The organism is Pseudoxanthomonas sp. CF125, assembly GCF_900104085.1.
Lineage (GTDB): Bacteria > Pseudomonadota > Gammaproteobacteria > Xanthomonadales > Xanthomonadaceae > Pseudoxanthomonas_A.
In genome coordinates this window covers 466,556-482,343 of the sequence record NZ_FNLD01000003.1, presented here as the reverse complement: position 1 = coordinate 482,343, position 15,788 = coordinate 466,556, and the positions used below count along the sequence as shown (strand labels likewise).

Annotated in this window: 20 protein-coding genes; 6 read left to right on the top strand and 14 right to left on the bottom strand. The window is 64.5% G+C overall.

Going from position 1 to position 15,788, the window contains the following annotated elements:
- Positions 1-59: 59 nt before the first annotated feature.
- Genes glyS through glyQ form a run of 5 tightly spaced genes read right to left on the bottom strand, consistent with a single transcriptional unit; the run spans position 60 to position 4,471 of the window.
- Positions 60-2,195: a glycine--tRNA ligase subunit beta gene (glyS, locus tag BLR66_RS15695; RefSeq protein WP_093289179.1), complete on the bottom strand. Its 2,136-nt coding sequence runs from the start codon at positions 2,193-2,195 to the stop codon at positions 60-62.
- The gene (locus tag BLR66_RS15690) at positions 2,192-2,695 is read right to left on the bottom strand and encodes a cupin domain-containing protein (RefSeq protein WP_093289176.1); all 504 of its coding nucleotides are present in this window, start codon (positions 2,693-2,695) and stop codon (positions 2,192-2,194) included. Before BLR66_RS15690 ends, glyS begins: the two co-directional genes overlap by 4 nt.
- A complete protein-coding gene (locus BLR66_RS15685; RefSeq protein WP_093289173.1) occupies positions 2,692-3,333 on the bottom strand; it encodes a glutathione S-transferase family protein in 642 nt (213 codons plus the stop codon). Before BLR66_RS15685 ends, BLR66_RS15690 begins: the two co-directional genes overlap by 4 nt.
- Complete coding sequence (locus BLR66_RS15680) at positions 3,330-3,572, bottom strand: hypothetical protein (protein ID WP_093289171.1); 243 nt, start codon at positions 3,570-3,572, stop codon at positions 3,330-3,332. The genes BLR66_RS15685 and BLR66_RS15680 overlap by 4 nt, the downstream gene beginning before the upstream one ends.
- Positions 3,569-4,471 carry a glycine--tRNA ligase subunit alpha gene (gene glyQ, locus BLR66_RS15675; RefSeq protein WP_093289168.1) on the bottom strand — a complete coding sequence of 301 codons (903 nt, stop codon included), beginning with the start codon at positions 4,469-4,471 and terminating at the stop codon, positions 3,569-3,571. The genes BLR66_RS15680 and glyQ overlap by 4 nt, the downstream gene beginning before the upstream one ends.
- Positions 4,472-4,553: 82 nt before the next feature.
- Here glyQ and BLR66_RS15670 point away from each other — a divergent pair, with 82 nt between their 5' ends.
- Together BLR66_RS15670 and BLR66_RS15665 are read left to right on the top strand one after the other, a co-directional pair.
- Positions 4,554-5,282, top strand: coding sequence for a glutamine amidotransferase (locus BLR66_RS15670; RefSeq protein WP_093289895.1), 729 nt, complete (start codon positions 4,554-4,556; stop codon positions 5,280-5,282).
- Positions 5,283-5,332: 50 nt separating this feature from the next.
- Positions 5,333-6,211: a BPSS1780 family membrane protein gene (locus BLR66_RS15665; RefSeq protein ID WP_093289165.1), complete on the top strand. Its 879-nt coding sequence runs from the start codon at positions 5,333-5,335 to the stop codon at positions 6,209-6,211.
- 89 nt (positions 6,212-6,300) lie between these two features.
- Here the strand turns inward: BLR66_RS15665 and tatC are convergent, their stop codons facing one another.
- The 4 genes from tatC to BLR66_RS15645 all read right to left on the bottom strand — a co-directional run bounded on the left by tatC (position 6,301) and on the right by BLR66_RS15645 (position 8,687).
- Positions 6,301-7,050, bottom strand: a complete 750-nt coding sequence (gene tatC, locus BLR66_RS15660) for a twin-arginine translocase subunit TatC (RefSeq protein ID WP_255402687.1) — start codon at positions 7,048-7,050, stop codon at positions 6,301-6,303.
- Positions 7,031-7,435: a Sec-independent protein translocase protein TatB gene (gene tatB, locus BLR66_RS15655; RefSeq protein WP_093289159.1), complete on the bottom strand. Its 405-nt coding sequence runs from the start codon at positions 7,433-7,435 to the stop codon at positions 7,031-7,033. The genes tatC and tatB overlap by 20 nt, the downstream gene beginning before the upstream one ends.
- A 37-nt stretch (positions 7,436-7,472) precedes the next feature.
- Positions 7,473-7,709 carry a Sec-independent protein translocase subunit TatA gene (gene tatA / locus BLR66_RS15650; RefSeq protein ID WP_093289156.1) on the bottom strand — a complete coding sequence of 79 codons (237 nt, stop codon included), beginning with the start codon at positions 7,707-7,709 and terminating at the stop codon, positions 7,473-7,475.
- Positions 7,710-7,790: 81 nt separating this feature from the next.
- Complete coding sequence (locus tag BLR66_RS15645) at positions 7,791-8,687, bottom strand: lipid-binding SYLF domain-containing protein (RefSeq protein ID WP_093289153.1); 897 nt, start codon at positions 8,685-8,687, stop codon at positions 7,791-7,793.
- A 243-nt stretch (positions 8,688-8,930) separates the two neighbouring features.
- Here BLR66_RS15645 and hemH point away from each other — a divergent pair, with 243 nt between their 5' ends.
- Positions 8,931-9,899 carry a ferrochelatase gene (gene hemH, locus BLR66_RS15640; protein ID WP_093289150.1) on the top strand — a complete coding sequence of 323 codons (969 nt, stop codon included), beginning with the start codon at positions 8,931-8,933 and terminating at the stop codon, positions 9,897-9,899.
- Positions 9,896-10,744, top strand: coding sequence for an alpha/beta fold hydrolase (locus tag BLR66_RS15635; protein WP_093289147.1), 849 nt, complete (start codon positions 9,896-9,898; stop codon positions 10,742-10,744). The genes hemH and BLR66_RS15635 overlap by 4 nt, the downstream gene beginning before the upstream one ends.
- A gap of 73 nt (positions 10,745-10,817) precedes the next feature.
- On the opposite strand, the gene BLR66_RS15630 is transcribed toward BLR66_RS15635, so the two are convergent.
- From BLR66_RS15630 to ttcA, 5 genes are all read right to left on the bottom strand, one after another.
- On the bottom strand, positions 10,818-11,618 hold the full coding sequence (locus BLR66_RS15630; protein WP_093289144.1) for a M48 family metallopeptidase: 801 nt from the start codon (positions 11,616-11,618) through the stop codon (positions 10,818-10,820).
- Positions 11,619-11,751: 133 nt separating this feature from the next.
- Entirely contained in the window at positions 11,752-12,117 is a 366-nt protein-coding gene (locus tag BLR66_RS15625) for a hypothetical protein (RefSeq protein ID WP_093289141.1), read from the bottom strand.
- A gap of 56 nt (positions 12,118-12,173) precedes the next feature.
- The gene (locus BLR66_RS15620) at positions 12,174-12,557 is read right to left on the bottom strand and encodes a hypothetical protein (RefSeq protein ID WP_093289138.1); all 384 of its coding nucleotides are present in this window, start codon (positions 12,555-12,557) and stop codon (positions 12,174-12,176) included.
- A 139-nt stretch (positions 12,558-12,696) separates the two neighbouring features.
- Positions 12,697-13,602 carry a recombination-associated protein RdgC gene (locus BLR66_RS15615; RefSeq protein WP_093289135.1) on the bottom strand — a complete coding sequence of 302 codons (906 nt, stop codon included), beginning with the start codon at positions 13,600-13,602 and terminating at the stop codon, positions 12,697-12,699.
- Positions 13,603-13,684: 82 nt separating this feature from the next.
- Positions 13,685-14,566, bottom strand: a complete 882-nt coding sequence (gene ttcA / locus BLR66_RS15610) for a tRNA 2-thiocytidine(32) synthetase TtcA (RefSeq protein WP_093289132.1) — start codon at positions 14,564-14,566, stop codon at positions 13,685-13,687.
- A gap of 67 nt (positions 14,567-14,633) precedes the next feature.
- Between ttcA and BLR66_RS19255 the strand changes: the two genes are divergently transcribed.
- Both BLR66_RS19255 and BLR66_RS15600 read left to right on the top strand, forming a co-directional pair.
- Positions 14,634-14,840, top strand: coding sequence for a YdcH family protein (locus BLR66_RS19255; RefSeq protein ID WP_176943948.1), 207 nt, complete (start codon positions 14,634-14,636; stop codon positions 14,838-14,840).
- Between the two features lie 202 nt (positions 14,841-15,042).
- Positions 15,043-15,771, top strand: coding sequence for an N-acyl amino acid synthase FeeM domain-containing protein (locus BLR66_RS15600; protein WP_176943912.1), 729 nt, complete (start codon positions 15,043-15,045; stop codon positions 15,769-15,771).
- Positions 15,772-15,788: the final 17 nt, after the last annotated feature.

Below are 15,788 nucleotides of genomic sequence, written 5' to 3'. Positions count from 1 at the left end.
GGCATCCGTGGGTTGTTGCTCTCTTTCTCGTTCTCGTAGCGCAAGGCAAAAGGACGTAGTTAGCTGGATAGATGCTCGATTGCAGCAACAGCGCGGAAGCGGTCGGCCAAGCGCTTGAGCAGAGCCAGGCGGTTGGCGCGCACTGTGGGATCCTCCACATTCACCATCACGCTATCGAAGAACGCATCCACCTGCGGACGCAGCAGCGCCAGCCGGCTGAGCACGCGGATGTAGTCGTGGTGGTGCAAAGCTTCGTCGGTGTCGCCCAGGGCCGCTTCCACCGCTTCGGCCAGCGCGCTTTCGGCCGGATCGTTGAGCAGGCTGCGGTCGATGGCGTGCGGGATTTCGATGTCGGCTTTCTTCAGGATGTTGTTGATGCGCTTGTTGGCGGCGGCCAGTGCTTCGGCCTCCGGCAGCGTAGCGAACTGGCCGATGGCGTCCAGGCGGGTGTCGAAGTCGTACAGCGAATGCGGACGCAATTCGGCCACGGCGTTGAAGTGCGAGGCTGGCGCTCCCTTCTCGGCGTAGTAGCCGCGGAGACGGTCGAGGATGAAGTCGTAGAGTTCAACCACATCTACGTCAACTGGCCGTCCGAAAGATACGCTATTCGTGCCAACAAGCACCGATCCGTCACTGGCCTTCTGCATGGCTTTTTTGGCGGATGCTGTTGCATTTTCGAGCAAAGCAACAAGATCAAGCTCCAATCCGCTCTCAATAACCGTTCGCGCAAATCCCAGCGCATTACGCCGCAACGCGAACGGATCTTTATTACCGGTCGGCTTCAGGCCAGCCGCAAAGCCACCGGCCAACGTATCCAGCCGTTCCGCAATAGCCAGCACCTTGCCGACTGGAGACAACGCGATGTCATCGCCCGCAAAGCGCGGCTGATAGGACTCGTCGATCGCCAGCGCGATCTCGCTCGGTTCACCCGCAACGTTTGCGTAGTGCCGCCCCGCGATGCCCTGCAGTTCTGGAAACTCATTGACCATACGCGACTGCAGGTCATTCTTGGACAGCTCCGCCGCACGCCGAGCGAGGACCGGATCGGCACCTACTTCTTTGGCAATCGTCTCGGCCAGCGCAGCCACTCGCGCTACCTTGTCGGCGACCGAGCCCAGTTTGGCTTGATAGGTGACTGTCTTCAGGCCATCGCCCATCGACACCAGTCCTTGCTTCAAGTCTTCGTCGAAGAAAAACTTCGCATCGGAGAAACGCGGACGTATCACCCGCTCATATCCCTTGCTGACCTCGCGCACGTCCTGCGATTCGATATTGGCGATGCCGATGAAGCGTTCGGTCAGCTTGCCGCCGTGGTCCAGCACCGGGAAGAACTTCTGGTTGGCTTCCATGGTCGCGATCAACGCTTCCTGCGGCACCGCCAGGAATTCCGGTTCGAAACCGCACAGCACCGCCGACGGCCATTCCACCAGGCAGTTCACCTGCTCCAGATTGTCCTCGGTGATGCGCGCATCGCCGCCGGCCTTGGCGGCCGCTTCCCGCACTTGCTGTGCGATGCGCGCGCGGCGCTCGTCCGCGTCCACCAGCACATGCGCGCCGCGCAGTGCATCCACGTAATCGCCTGGGTTATTGATCCACACCGGCTTGTCGTGTTCGAAACGGTGGCCGCGGCTCATGCGGTCGCTGCGCACGCCCAGCACTTCGGCATCCACCACGTCCTTGCCCAGCAGCATCACCAGCCAATGCACCGGCCGCGCGAACGCATAATCGTGGTCGCCCCAGCGCATCGGTTTTGGAATCGGCATGGCCGCCAGCGACTCGCGCACGATGTCGGCCAACAGGTCAGCGGTCTTTGCGCCCGGTTTGTTGGAGCGATGCACGAAACGCTCGCCCTTGCCGTCGGTAGTGCGTTCCAGCTGCGACCAGTCGATGCCGGCCTTGGCCGCGAAACCCTGCAGGGCCTTGGTCGGCTGGCCTTCGGCATCGAGTGCGATGTTGAGATACGGACCCAGCACTTCCGAACTCTGTTCCGGCTGTTCCACCGAAACCGCAGGCAGCAGCACGGCCAGGCGGCGCGGCGTGTACAGCGGCTTGGCGTCGGTGCGGTCGAAATCGATGCCGCGCTTCTGCAGCGCGTCGATGACGCCTTCGAAGAACGCCTGGGCCAGGCCGGGCAGGGCCTTGACCGGGAGTTCTTCGGTGCCTAGTTCGATCAGTAGGGGTTTCGTTTCGCTCATTTCAAAAACCTTGGTAGTGGTTCCCTTCTCTTTTGGGGAGAAGAGCCTGCCCCGTAATTGATACGGGGTGCTCGTAGGGTGGAAGAGGGTGCGGCGGAGTCCATGTCATACAAGCATCTGGACTTCGCCGTACCCTCACCCCAACCCCTCTCCCGATGGGAGAGGGCTTTTGATTTTTCGCCGCCTTCTGGGCCGTAGAAGATCACCCAGGTGGCGAAGTCGTCGCTGAAATTCTCGAAACGGTGTTCGACGCCGGCGGGTACGAACAGCAGCTCGCCAGGCTCGAAAGGTTTGCGCTGCCCGCCGTTGACGAACTCGCCAATGCCCGACACCACTACGTAGACCTCATCGCGCGTATGCGGCGTCTGCAGGTCCTGACCCACCGGGCGGTACATCTCCACCGACAGCGTGCCGTGGGCGAGCAACTCCACGAAGGGCAGGTTGCCTTCGCTGCGGGCCAGCGCGGCCAAGGCATGATGGGGCGTCAGGCGTTCCTTCATGGCAACGGAGCGGGAGTGGGCGCATCGAAGGGAACGTGGAAGCGCGCGAACACCGGCAGCGCCTCGCAACGGTTCACGTGCGCCTCGAGGTGCGGGTAGACGGAAAGATCCAGCGGCACCGCTTCACGCAGGTAGGTCCCGTTGCAGCCCAGGGTGATGTCGGCCAGCGTCATCGTGTCGCCCACCAGCCATTGTCCGTTGCGTTGGGCGCAGTGCTTTTCCAGCTCGGCCAGTGCGCCTTCCGCTTGCGCGCGGCAACGGTCTGTCCACGGCGCGTGGCGTTTTTCTTCCGGGCGGAACACGCGCTCCATCACCATCGTGATGCCCTTGTCGACTGCGCCGGTGGCCAGGCCGATCAGACGCAGCGACTGGCGCCGCGCGCCGCCTTCGGTGGGCAGCAATGCGCGTTGCGGGCCGGCCAGGCTGTCCAGATAATCCAGGATCAACGCCGATTCGGCCAGCACTTCGCCCGAGTCCAGCACCAGCGCGGGCACGCGGCCGATCGGGCTGTAGTCGCGGATGCGGTCGAAGTCCTTGCCGACCGACCAGTTGCGGTGCTCGAACTCCAGCCCGAGCAAAGTCATGGCGATGGCGACGCGCCGCACATAGGGCGAATCGAACATGCCGATGAGGATCATAGGACGTCCTTGCGCGTGGCAATCAGATCGGCCCGGCCGGGATCCTCAAGTCTGGGCGGAATCCGATTCTGCTTGCTGTTCTTCCATAGCAGTACCAGTCCGGCGACGGGCGGCAGCACGAAGCCGAACAGGAACCAAAGCAGAGTATTGCGGCGCGTGTTCTGGGCCCAATGCGCCACGAAGATCGCGAACAGGAACGCGACCAACGTGGCACTGACGGCGGAAGACGTTGCGGTCACGCAGCGTGCTTTGTCTTGAGGCCGGGGAAGCCCAGCTTCTCGCGCTGCGCGTAGTAGGCCTCGGCCACCGCCTGCGCCAGCTTGCGCACGCGCAGGATGTAGCGCTGGCGTTCGGTGACGGAGATCGCGCGTCGCGCGTCGAGCAGGTTGAAGCAGTGACTGGCTTTGCATACCTGTTCGTAGGCAGGCAGCGGCAGGCCGGCTTCGACCAGCTTCTGCGACTCGGCCTCGCAGGCGTCGAAGCGGTGGAACAGTTCGGCCACGTCGGCCACTTCGAAGTTGTAGGTGCTCTGCTCGACTTCGTTCTGGTGGTAGACGTCGCCGTAAGTGACCACGCCCTGCGGGCCTTCGGTCCAGACCAGGTCGTAGACGTTGTCCACGTTCTGCAGATACATGCACAGGCGTTCCAGCCCGTAGGTGATTTCGCCCAGCACCGGCCGGCATTCCAGGCCGCCGGCCTGCTGGAAATAGGTGAACTGGGTGACTTCCATGCCGTTCAACCAGACTTCCCAGCCCAGGCCCCAGGCGCCCAGGGTGGGCGATTCCCAGTTGTCCTCGACGAAGCGCAGGTCGTGCACGCGCGGGTCGATGCCCAGCGCCTTCAACGAGTCCAGGTACAGCTCCTGGATGTTGTCGGGGTTGGGCTTCATCGCCACCTGGTACTGGTAGTAGTGCTGCAGGCGGTTGGGGTTTTCGCCGTAGCGGCCGTCGGTGGGGCGGCGGCAGGGCTGCACGTAGGCGGCGCTCCACGGCTCCGGGCCGAGGGCGCGCAGGAAGGTGGCGGGGTGGAAGGTGCCGGCGCCGACTTCGATGTCCAGCGGCTGGATCAGCACGCAGCCCTGGGCTGCCCAGTAGCTGTTGAGGGTCTGGATCAAGCCCTGGAACGTGGGTCCTGTCATGGCCTTTTTATTGCACTGCGGAAAAGCGGGCTAGTATAAGCGCGCAAGCTTCTGACCGGCCTCGTTTTTGCCCGTGAACACCCTGCACAAAGCCCCTTTCCTGATCGTCGAAACCGGACAACCCGCCACCCGGCTGCGCCGCTACGGCCGCTTTCCGCACTGGATCCGCGTGGCCGCCGGCCTGGAAGCCAGCGAGGCGGTGGTGGTGAATGTGGAACAGGGCGGCGTATTGCCGCGGCGCGAAGGTTTCGCCGGCGTCATCGTCACCGGTTCGGCGGCCATGGTCACCGACCGCGCCGACTGGAGCGAGCGCAGCGCCGACTGGCTGCGCGATGCCGCCCATGACGGCATGTCGCTGCTGGGCATCTGCTACGGGCACCAGTTGCTGGCGCATGCGCTCGGCGGCGAGGTGGCCGACAACCCGGCCGGGCGCGAATCGGGCACGGTGCGCATCGACCTGCATCCGCCGGCCCAGGACGATCCGCTGTTCTCGGGCCTGCCGCTAACCTTTCCGGCGCATGCCACTCACGTGCAAACGGTGTTGCGCCCGCCTGAAGAAGCCACGGTGCTGGCCCGTTCCGAACAGGACGATTGCCACGCTTTCCGCTGGCGCGACCGGGCCTGGGGCGTGCAGTTCCATCCTGAATTCGCCACGCACCACATGCGCGGGTACGTGGCATTCCGCGGCGAAGAGTTGAAGAAAGCCGGCCGCTGTCCCACTACCATCGCCCGCGACGTGACGGCGGCGCCGCAGGCGCGCAAACTATTGCGGCGCTTCGTCAAGCATGCGCGCGGTTTGCACGCGCGCTGAGACGACCACGACCACACACGATCCCCCACAAGAACATCGGAAAACCCTGGATGTCGACGATCAACAAGGTGCCTGCAGGTGCAGGCGCGGAATGGCTGCTGGGCGCATTCGCCCTGATTCGCAAGGCGCCACTGGCGCTGGGGCTGCTGGGCGTGATCTGGGGGCTGCTGACTTTGCTGCCGCTGCAGGCAATGGTGGTCAACAGCACGCTGGGCTTGCTGCTGCAGTTCGGCCTGGCGCTGCTGGGTCCGTTCCTGTTCGCGGGCATGTTGTGGGCGGTGCACGACGCCGACCAGGGCAAGCCGGTGACGCCTGCGCACTTGTTCCGTGAAGTGCGCGGCGAACATGCCCTTGCACTGCTCAGCACCTTGATGCCACAGATAGCCGCTGCGCTGATACTGGGCCTGCTGTTGTACGTGATGATTGGACCGACCGAGCTGCAGCATCTGGCCGAAGTGATCGCCAAGCTGGAGCAGACCACGCAGTCCGGCGGGCAGCCGGATCCGGAACTGGTGCGCACCCTTCCGGTGGGCCGCATGTTGCTGTGGGTGCTGGCGCTGATCGCTGCGGTCGTCGCGGTCATTCTGATCACTTTTGTGGCGGTGCCGGGCATCGTGTTCGGCGGACGCAGCGGTTTCGTGGCCATGCGCGACAGTCTGCGCGCCTGCCTGCACAACCTGCTGGCGATGCTGGTGTTCTACGTGCTGCTGGCCATCGCCTTCGTGATGTTGGCGATCGGTATCCAGTTGCTGGCGATGCTGGTGCAGCTGGTTGCCGGTCCAACGGCCGGGATCTGGGTTTCCAACCTGCTGCTGATGGGCATCTTGATGCCGGTGCTGGCTGGTGCTGCTTATTACGCGTGGCGGCAGATGCTGGGCGACGGCGCAGCGGTCGATCCGGCGGCGATGCCGACGCATCTGGAAGCCTGATTCAAATGATCGTGACGTAGGTCGGCCCTACGTGGCCGACGAGCAGTGGAGATCCGAATTATTGCGTGCGTCGGGGGCGTAGCCCCGACCTACGATTCTTTCGGTTCGCGTGGGGTGATCCATTTCGAGGCGATGATGCCGGCTTCGTACAGCAGGTACATCGGGATGGCCAGCAATAATTGCGAGACGACATCCGGCGGGGTGATGACCGCCGCCAGCACGAAGATGCCGACCAGCGCGTAGCCGCGCGCTTCCTTCAGCTGCTCCGGCGTCACCCAGCCCAGCAGCACCAGGATCACCAGCGCCACTGGCAGCTCGAAGCTCGCGCCGAAGGCCAGGAAGATCACCAGCACGAAATCCAGATACGCGCTGGCGTCCGGGGTGACCGAAATGACCTCAGGAGTGAAGTTGATGACGAACTTGAACAGCGACGGCAGGACCAGGAAGTAGGCGAAAGCGCAGCCCGCATAGAACAGGATCACCGCCGAGCCCAACAAGGGAACGGCCAGGCGTTTCTCGCGCTGGTACAGGCCCGGCGCCACGAACGCCCACGCCTGGTACAGCAGCCAGGGCGCGGCGACGAACAGCGCCACGAAGAACGCCAGCTTCACCGGCGCGATGAAACCGCCGGCCGGATCGGTGGCGATCATCGACTGGCCTGCCGGCAGGCGCGCGATCAGCGGTTCGGCGATCCAGTTGTAGAGCTTGCTGGTGAAGGGAAGCAAGCCCAGCAGCACCACGAATACCCCGGCCAGCCCGCGCATCAGCCGCGTGCGCAGCTCGATCAGATGGCTGAGCAGGCTGGATTCGGAGTCGGAATCAGGCGTTGCGCGGTTCATCGCTCTGCCCTTCCTGGGGTTTCGACGGGGATGCCGGCTCATCGGAAGCGGCCTCATCGGAAGTTGGCGCGGGCGCATCGGCCGAACCGTTCGGTTCCTGCACCGAAGCCCGCATCTGCTCGAACTCGCGCCGCGCTTCGGCGCCGCTGTCGCGGATCCGCTGCTCGGTATCCTGCAAGGCCGATTTCGCGTCGTGCAGACTGCGCTTGAGTTCCTCGGCGGCCAGCTCGCGTTCCAATTCGTCCTTCACCGAATCCCACTGGTTGCGCGCGCGGCGCACCCACATGCCGGCCATGCGCGCGACCTTGGGCAGTCGCTCGGGGCCGAGCACGATCAAGGCGATGATGGCGATGAAGAACAGCTCGCCGCCGCTGATGCCGAACATGACCGGGTTTAGCCTCTATAGGCCTGCGTCCGCGGAATCAGCGCGCGTCGCGGTCGCGTTCCTTCGACTCGCTGGCGTCTTTGGACCGCGTGCCCTCGTCGCGGGATTCGTCGCCCAACTGGCCGTTGGGCTTGTCCTCGTCCTTCATGCCCTTCTTGAAACCCTTGACCGCTTCGCCCAGGTCTTGCCCGGCGTTGCGCAGGCGCTTGGTGCCGAAAACCAGCAACACCACCACCAGCACGATGATCCAATGCCAGATGCTCAAACCGCCCATGGTGCGCTCGCCGAAAAAATGAGGGACGTCAGGATAACGCAGCTTGCGGGTCGGGGACTGCGAAACCGGCCCGCAATCGCTTTACGGCGTGGTCGGCAGCGGCTCGCTGCGGATTTCGCCATCGGCCACGGGCTGGAAGCCCTGTGGCTGGGCTTCGGTGGTGGCGGGCTGCGGTTGGGAGACTTCCGGCTGGGAAGCCGACGAGCCGGTGACGGTGACCGGCGCGGCCATCGGGGCCGACGGTTCGGAGGGCTCGTCGCGGCGCGCGGCGCGGGCGATGGCGGTGGCTTCCTCCAGCTGGTCGCGGAAACCGACCACGGCGTCGGAAGGAATGCCGGCGCGGCTTTCGAAGATAGCGCGCGGGGTGGCCGCGCTGCCGTATACCGCCACGTTGGCGTCGTCGTCGATCTGCAGCACCGCGCCGTCCAGGGCCACGCCGGCGAACAGTCCGCGCGCGCGCGACCACGACCAGATTTCCGCCTTCAACTGGCCGTCGGTGGAAGCCGAGGCGTTGCGGCCGACCGGACCGGCGGCCACGCCGGCATCGGCGCCCAGGGTGATCTTGCCGTTGACGATGTTTTCCAGATTGCGGTCGTTGCGGAACACCAGCACCACGTCGGAAGACTGCACGCCGGCCTGGAAGCCGATGCTGCCGCCGGTGAGTTTGACGAACACCGGCTGCGACCAGCTGCCGTCGGGGCTCTTCACCGACATCAGACCGTGGCCGCGGCGTCCGCCGATGACCAGGCCGACCTTGAGCGTGTCGGGAATCACCACCACCGCGCGGCCTTCGTCGAGCAGTTTGTCGGGGATGCCTTGCTCGGGGATCTTCTGGATCTCGCTGAGCACGCGCACCGCATCGGTGGCGCGCTTGTCCTCCTCGGTCCCGGCCAGTGCCTGGCCGGCGAATGCGCCGATTGCCAGCAGCAGGGCCAGACGCGGAAGACGCGATCCTCGTAGGGGGCGAAGGACGGACATGGTTGACTCCCGAAGTGGATTCGTTGGCGATGTGGCGCAACAGGAACGCGCGCTAAGGCCTTGATAGTGCAGCCTAGAACCCCGAGCCTAGACGCGGCAGCGTGAATCGTCGATGAGTTTTTGCCTTGTACAGCCGAGCTTGCTCGGCTGCTTTTGCTTCTCCGCCAAGGGCAGCCGAGCAAGCTCGGCGCTACAAAGACCCTTGGCGCGCGAACCCGCAAACCCATCTGTCATCATGTGCCGATGCCCGAAATCCCCGAAAGCCCATCCAGGATCGCCCTGGTGGTCGCCAATCTAGGCACTCCGGACGCACCCACCGCCAAGGCGGTGCGGCGATATCTGGCCGAATTCCTCCACGACCCGCGCGTGGTCCAGCTGACCCGCTGGATCTGGTGCCCCTTGCTGCACTTCGTGATCCTGCCCCTGCGCGGCCCGAAAGCGGCGGCCAAGTACGCCAAGATCTGGCTGCCGGAAGGCTCGCCGTTGGCCGTTCACACGCAGCGTCTGGCCGCGGCGATGCAGGCGCGGCTTCCGCAATGGCGAGTCGCTGCGGCGATGCGCTACGGCAAGCCCGCGCTGAAGGGCCTGCTGCCCGGCTTGCGTGCGCAGGGATTCGACAAAATCGTGGTGCTGCCGCTGTATCCGCAGTACTCCAGCACCACCACCGCTTCGATAGAAGACGTGGTGAAGCGGGAAGCGGCAGGCATGCCGGTCGCCTTCATCGACGACTACTCGACCGATCCGCGCTGGGTCGCCGCGGTGGCCGACTCCATCGCCCGTTGGCGGCAACAGCACGGTCGCGGCGAGCATCTGCTGTTTTCCTTCCACGGCCTGCCGCAGCGCATCGCCGACCTGGGCGATCCCTACCCGCAGCGTTGCGCCGCCAGCGTGCAGGCGATCGCTACCGCGCTGGGGCTGTCGCCGGCCGAGTGGACGCTGACCTACCAGTCGCGCTTCGGCAAGGAGCGCTGGCTTTCGCCGGCCACCGACAGGACTTTGGAGGAAATGGCCGCGCGCGGCGTACGCCGGATTGACGTGGTCTGCCCCGGCTTCGCGGTCGACTGCCTGGAAACGCTGGAAGAAGTGGCGATGCAGTACGCCGAAGGTTTCGCCGAAAAAGGTGGCGAGCTCCGCTACATCCCTTGCCTCAACGACTCGGCCGCGCATGCCGATGCCCTGGTGGAGCTGGCGCGGCGCGCGGTGAACGGATGACCGCGCGGGAGATCGCGTTCGACGTTCCGCTGGGGCGCATTACCTGCCTGCGCAGCGGTACCCCGAACGGAACCAAAGTGCTGGCCTTGCATGGCTGGCTCGACAACGCCGCCAGTTTCCTGCCTTTGGCCGCACAACTTCCGCAGCTGGACCTGGTGATGCTGGATCTGCCGGGCCACGGCCGCAGCGCGCATCTGCCGTCCGGCGCGGACTACAACCTGCTGGTCACGGTGAACGCCGTGCTGGACGTGGCCGACCGCCTGGGCTGGGAACGCTTCGCGCTGCTGGGGCATTCCATGGGCGCGGGTATCGGCAGCATCCTGGCCGCGTCGTTGCCGCAGCGGGTGCTGCGGCTGGTCGCCATCGAAGCGTTGGGAGCACTGGCCGAAGCGCCCGAACGTACCGTGCAACGCTTGCGCGACGGCGTGGCCGCGGCGCGCGCGTTGCCGTCGAAGAAGCTGCGCGTCTTCCCCGACCTGGCCGCGCCGGTGCGCGCGCGCATGCAGGCCAACCAGCTCAGCGAAGCGAGTGCGCGATTGCTGGTGGAGCGCGGCGTGGCGCCGGTGGAAGGCGGTTTCGTCTGGAGCAGCGATCCGCGCCTCACCCTGCCCGCGCTGCAGCGCATGACCGAAGCGCAGGTGCGGCAATTGATCGCCGGCATCGAATGCCCGGTACGGGTGATTTTCGCCGATCCGCCCCAGACCTACCTGCCCGAACCCTTGCGCAGCGACCGTGCCGCATTGTTGCCGCACGGCGAGCTGGTCGTGTTGCCGGGGATACACCATCTGCACATGGAAGCGCCGATCGAAGTGGCACGTGCCATTGGCGGATTCTTCGGCCCGTAGGTCGGGGCTACGCCCCGACGTGCGCAGGCAGGGTTTCCGTGTGTCGGGGGCGTAGCCCCGACCTACTTCAGCATCAGCGTTGTGTGGAAACCAGCGCGCGCAGGCTTGCTTTCAGCTGACGGCCTTGGGCATGGAAGTATTCGCGTTCGTCGCGCCAGGCCGGGAAGCGTGATTCCACTTCATGCCAGAACCTGGGCGAATGATCGGCGTGGATCAGGTGACAGAGTTCGTGCACCAGCACGTATTCGAATGCCGAAGGCCGTCCCAGTACCAGCGATAGGTCCATCGCCAGCGAACCGTCGGGGCTCAGCGAGCCCCATTGGGACGACATGACCTTCAGGCGCAGCCGGGCCGGCGCGCGCGGCAGGCCGGGCAGGTATTTCGGCAACCAGCGACCCATGTCGGCCCGCGCCTCGGCTTCGTAGAACTCGCGCAGCGTGCGCCGCAAGGCGGCGTCGCCGGTCCTGGCGGAGGCGTCCTTGGCAGGAGCATGGAAATGCAGGCCGTCGGACTCGCGCGTGAGCCGCGTGTAGCGTCCTTCGCGCCAATGCAACGGCACCTGTTCTCCACGCAGGGGCAGGCGGTCGGTGGTGCCGCGTACCAGCGCGGGCGATGCGTCGCTGGTAGCGTATTTCTCCAGCTGCGCCAACAACCAGTGACGGTGCTCTTGCAGGAAGCGCTCGCCGGACACCAGGCTGGCGCGTGCAGGCAGAGTCAGCCGCGCGCCGCGCTCGTCCACGCTCAGTTTGATGCGCTTGGCGCGCGGATCGCGCACGCGCTGTATTTCTATCGGGCTACGCCCCGGGAGGTCCAGGAAAATCACATCGCGTTTCACGGATCGCGGGAGCAGTATGCGAAAACGGTGCAAGGGCATGGGACAGATTATGGCCGATTGAAAAAGAAAGCCCCGCAACTGAGCGGGGCTTCTTTGATGTCGTTCTGATCGGGGCCGGAACGTCCCCATCGCAATGAGGGGCCTTTGTGTCCCTGGCGTGATGTTGGCGCAGTTACCGGGCCGAGCCAAAGCCGGCGAACGGATCGCTGCGTAGCATAGCCACGGTATCGAAAGGCAGATGCGCACCTTCCGCAGTATTTGCGACCATGATTTTTTCGATACGAGGGTTGGCCCGCCGTGCAATGCGCTGGGCCGCCTCCGCATGCCAGCGCGCCAGCAGCCTGTCGCATCTGTTGGCTAGCTTCTGGCTGCTGGGGGCGACGGCAAACGCCTCATCACTGCATTGAGACGCGAAGCGCTCGCCGGCGGCAGTCATGATTCCGGGCACGACAAGCATGCTTGACGGAAGTCCTTCAGCCGCCATGGCTAGCGCGGGCGACAGAAGCGAGATCACTGCTAGGGTCTTCAGCTTAATCACGGGCGTTCCTTATTTGAGAAAGGTAAGTCACGTTCCACGAACCCGATGCCCATTCGTCAAACGATCACGTTGGGTACGTCCGACAGTCGCCGATCGTCGCAATGCCAGCCGCACTCAGCGGGGGGAGGATAGGCAGGAATACCGCGAATCGCGAGAGTCGGGATTATATCCCTGCTAACAAGCCCGCTTTCGCCACGCGCAAGCCCCTGACGCCAGGCCGCTTCCTGGCGCCAAGCTGCCAGCATTTCCTGACACCGGATAGCCAGGACACGCGGATTGGTGGCTTTGCTGAAGGCTTCATCCGAGCACCGTACGATGAACTTGGACCCGGTGATCGTCATTTCTTTCGGCAACTCTAGGGGTTGCGGTGGCGTACTGGCCAGAGCCATGCCTGGCACCAGCAACGCGAGTAGTAAGGATGTCTTCACGAACGCCTTCATGAATTACCCCCATTTTTTTGTTAGCCCAACGTGGTCCTGGCAATAAGATTAAGTCAAGGCGATGATCCCGGTTTGGCAGCATTCGATGGGATCAGTTCCAGATATGGCTATGCCGATTCCTGGCCCTAACACCGGACACTCAGCTTTCCACCCTGCTCAATTTCAACGACTTCTCCAGCACCGCGAACAGGCGCTTAACTTCGCCGCTCATCAGCGCGAAACGCGCGTCCAGTTCGGCGCGCAGGTCCTCGCGTTCGGTGTTCTCCAACTGGTCCACTGCGCCGTCCAGGAACTTGAGCTTGCGGATGATCAGGTCTTCGCCGAGTACGAAGGACAGATGGTCGTCCAGAGTCAGGGCCAGTTTGGTGACCTGTTTGCCCGCTTCCAGGTGTTTGGCTATCTCGTCGCTCTGCAGATCCTGGTTCTGGCACTTGACCACCGCACCGCCGTCCATCGCGTCCTTCATCTCGCATTCTTCGCCCAGGGCCAGGCCTTCGGGCAGCGGTTCGCCGGCGATCCAGCCGGTCAGGATGGAGCGCGGAGCCACTTCTGCGTTCAGCGGCAACGCGGGGAAGCTGCCCATCGCATGGCGGATTTCGGACACCACGTTCTCGGCGCTCTTGCGCGAGGAACTGTCCACGGCCACGAAGCCATGCTCCAGGTCCAGCAGCGCGTCGGTGCGCGAGGGCCGCACGAAGGCGCGCGGAAGCAGCTCGTGCACCAGGTCTTCCTTGATGCGTTTGCGGGTGCGTCCGCCGGGTTTGCGGCCTTCCTTCTGCTCGATTTCGGCCAGCTTCTTCCCCAGCAGGTCGTTGACCACGGTGGCGGGCAGCAGCCTGTCTTCGCCGCCGACGGTCAGCCAGATGGAGTTGCCGATGCGGTGCGAGAATTCTTCCGAATCGCGGCCGAACGGCGAGACGAAACCACGCGAGGAGAGTTCCAGCGCGCCGACCGGCTTCAGCGGCACTTCGGCGAGCAGGCTGTCGAGCTGGGAGAAATCGAGAGTGGTGGGGAAGCGGAACAGGGTCAGGTTGCGAAAGAACATCAGGTATCCGGTAAGAAGAAATCAGCAAGAAAAGTAAAGAATGAGTTTCAAGGTCGTCATCCCGGCGAACGCCGGGACCCAACTATGCGTGCGGTGATGCTTGGGCCCCGGCTTGCACCGGGATGACGACTTTGTTTTTTGAGGACAATCCAAGGAAATCGAACAATGCAGGATCCGCCAGCTGCGAGGGTTCCACCCGCGCCAGCGCACGCGCGATCTGATCGATGCGCCCGGGTGTTTCGGCTTCCCATGCCGCCATCATCTTCTGCACCTGCTTGCGCTGCAGGTTGTCCTGCGAACCGCACAGGTCGCAGGGGATGATGGGGAAGGCCATCGCTTCGGCATGCGCCGCGATCTCCGCTTCGCTGACATAGGCCAGCGGGCGGATCACCACATGCCGGCCGTCGTCGCTGAGCAGCTTCGGCGGCATGGCGCTGAGTTTGGCGTGGAAGAACAGGTTGAGGAAGAACGTGGCCACCATGTCGTCGCGGTGATGGCCCAGTGCGATCTTGGTGAAGCCATGCGCATCGGCATGCGCATACAGCGCACCGCGCCGCAGCCGCGAACACAACGAACACATCGTCCGCCCTTCCGGAATCACCCGGCTGACCACCGAATAGGTGTCCTGTTCGATGATCTGGAAAGGCACGCCGATGCGCTTCAGGTAGCCGGGCAGCACGGCAGGGTCGTAGCCGGGCTGTTTCTGGTCCAGGTGCACGGCGACCAGCTCGAATTCCACCGGCGCCTTCTTCTGCAATTGCAGCAGCACATCCAGCAGCGTGTAGCTGTCCTTGCCGCCCGACAGGCAGACCATGACCTTGTCGCCGGCTTCGATCATGCCGTAGTCGGCGATGGCCTGGCCGACCTGCCGACGCAAGCGCAGCGCGCGCTTGCCGTCGATCCCTGCGGCAAGGCGGGGAGCGGGATCGCGCAACGGGGAAGGAAGGGGGCTTACGGTGGTCATCGAGTGCCCCATTGTACCGGCCGCGTCCGCGGTGACGCGCGCCGGGCCTGCGGTGTACGCTGGCCGCGTGGAACCCTTGAGCCTTTCCGAAATCACCCGCCGCGTGTCCGAGCTCAAGCTCGAGCACCGCAGCCTCGACGCCGAAATCGATCGCCTGATCGCCGACATCCAGGCCGACGAGATCTCCATCAAGCGCCTGAAGAAGCGCAAGCTGTGGCTGAAGGACTGCATCTCCCGGCTGGAAAGCGCGCTGATCCCCGACGAGCCAGCGTAGTGCTCTTGCCCCCTCCCCTGCTTCGCAAGGGAGGGGCTTGTTACTGACGCATCGCGTCACTCCCTCGCTTTGCCAGGCATGACCTGTCGCCGATAACCGGCCAGGGTGGCAAGACGCACGGCCAAAACACGCTATTCAGGGTTGGCCCGATGTTTGCGTAACTGTGAACAGAAGCTCGTTTCTTCTGTTTCCAGGATTTGCGGTGAACGACAACCTTGTACCCATCCCCGCGTTGACCGGCGGCTACGACCTGGCGGGCCGTGAGCCGCCGCGCGTGTCCAGGCCGTCGCGGGGCGAAGCCTTGCGGGTACGGCGCATCCAGCCGGGAGAGCCGCTGGGGGACGTGCAGAGGCTGCGCCGCGAGGTGTATTTCCAAGAGCAGGGGAGAAACGACAAGCAGCACAGCCGCCGCGTCTCGGACGGACTGGACGCCAGCGGCACGATCGTGGTCGTCGAGGAAGGCCGGAAGGCCGTCGCCACCTTGCGCCTGCACGACTTCGGCTCGCCGGCGGTGCAGGTCGAATACGGCAGCTTGTTCCAGATCGATAGATTCGCGCGCAGCTGGCCGCTGGAACGGGTGGCGGTATGCACGCGTTTCGCGGTGCAGGCCGAGCGGCGCGCCAAGGACGTGGTCGATGCGCTGGTGGAGGAAACCTACCGTCACGCCCACGAACACGGCATCCAGTTCGGACTCATCGCCTGCGAGCCCTTCCTGTACAGCGTGTTCGAGCACTACGGTTTCCGCGAGTATTTGCCGCCGGCCGTATTGCCTTCCGGCCTGGCTCTGTTGCGGATGGGACTGGTGGTCGATGATGCGACGATACTGCGCGAGTGCGAGTCGCCATTGCTGCCGCTGGTACGCAATCCGGTCGCAGGCAGCTCCGCGCATGGATGGCTGATGCGCACCTTCCCGGAAAAGAGCGCGCTCTGAACCAGCGCACGACGCGC

What these genes read in the sequence shown, in the direction of transcription:
- glyS (WP_093289179.1), bottom strand. Translation starts at nt 2,195, where the DNA reads ATGAGCGAAACGAAACCCCTACTGATCGAACTAGGCACCGAAGAACTC.
- BLR66_RS15690 (WP_093289176.1), bottom strand. Translation starts at nt 2,695, where the DNA reads ATGAAGGAACGCCTGACGCCCCATCATGCCTTGGCCGCGCTGGCCCGC.
- BLR66_RS15685 (WP_093289173.1), bottom strand. Translation starts at nt 3,333, where the DNA reads ATGATCCTCATCGGCATGTTCGATTCGCCCTATGTGCGGCGCGTCGCC.
- glyQ (WP_093289168.1), bottom strand. Translation starts at nt 4,471, where the DNA reads ATGACAGGACCCACGTTCCAGGGCTTGATCCAGACCCTCAACAGCTAC.
- BLR66_RS15665 (WP_093289165.1), top strand. Translation starts at nt 5,333, where the DNA reads ATGTCGACGATCAACAAGGTGCCTGCAGGTGCAGGCGCGGAATGGCTG.
- tatC (WP_255402687.1), bottom strand. Translation starts at nt 7,050, where the DNA reads ATGAACCGCGCAACGCCTGATTCCGACTCCGAATCCAGCCTGCTCAGC.
- tatB (WP_093289159.1), bottom strand. Translation starts at nt 7,435, where the DNA reads ATGTTCGGCATCAGCGGCGGCGAGCTGTTCTTCATCGCCATCATCGCC.
- tatA (WP_093289156.1), bottom strand. Translation starts at nt 7,709, where the DNA reads ATGGGCGGTTTGAGCATCTGGCATTGGATCATCGTGCTGGTGGTGGTG.
- BLR66_RS15645 (WP_093289153.1), bottom strand. Translation starts at nt 8,687, where the DNA reads ATGTCCGTCCTTCGCCCCCTACGAGGATCGCGTCTTCCGCGTCTGGCC.
- hemH (WP_093289150.1), top strand. Translation starts at nt 8,931, where the DNA reads ATGCCCGAAATCCCCGAAAGCCCATCCAGGATCGCCCTGGTGGTCGCC.
- BLR66_RS15635 (WP_093289147.1), top strand. Translation starts at nt 9,896, where the DNA reads ATGACCGCGCGGGAGATCGCGTTCGACGTTCCGCTGGGGCGCATTACC.
- BLR66_RS15630 (WP_093289144.1), bottom strand. Translation starts at nt 11,618, where the DNA reads ATGCCCTTGCACCGTTTTCGCATACTGCTCCCGCGATCCGTGAAACGC.
- BLR66_RS15620 (WP_093289138.1), bottom strand. Translation starts at nt 12,557, where the DNA reads ATGAAGGCGTTCGTGAAGACATCCTTACTACTCGCGTTGCTGGTGCCA.
- BLR66_RS15615 (WP_093289135.1), bottom strand. Translation starts at nt 13,602, where the DNA reads ATGTTCTTTCGCAACCTGACCCTGTTCCGCTTCCCCACCACTCTCGAT.
- ttcA (WP_093289132.1), bottom strand. Translation starts at nt 14,566, where the DNA reads ATGACCACCGTAAGCCCCCTTCCTTCCCCGTTGCGCGATCCCGCTCCC.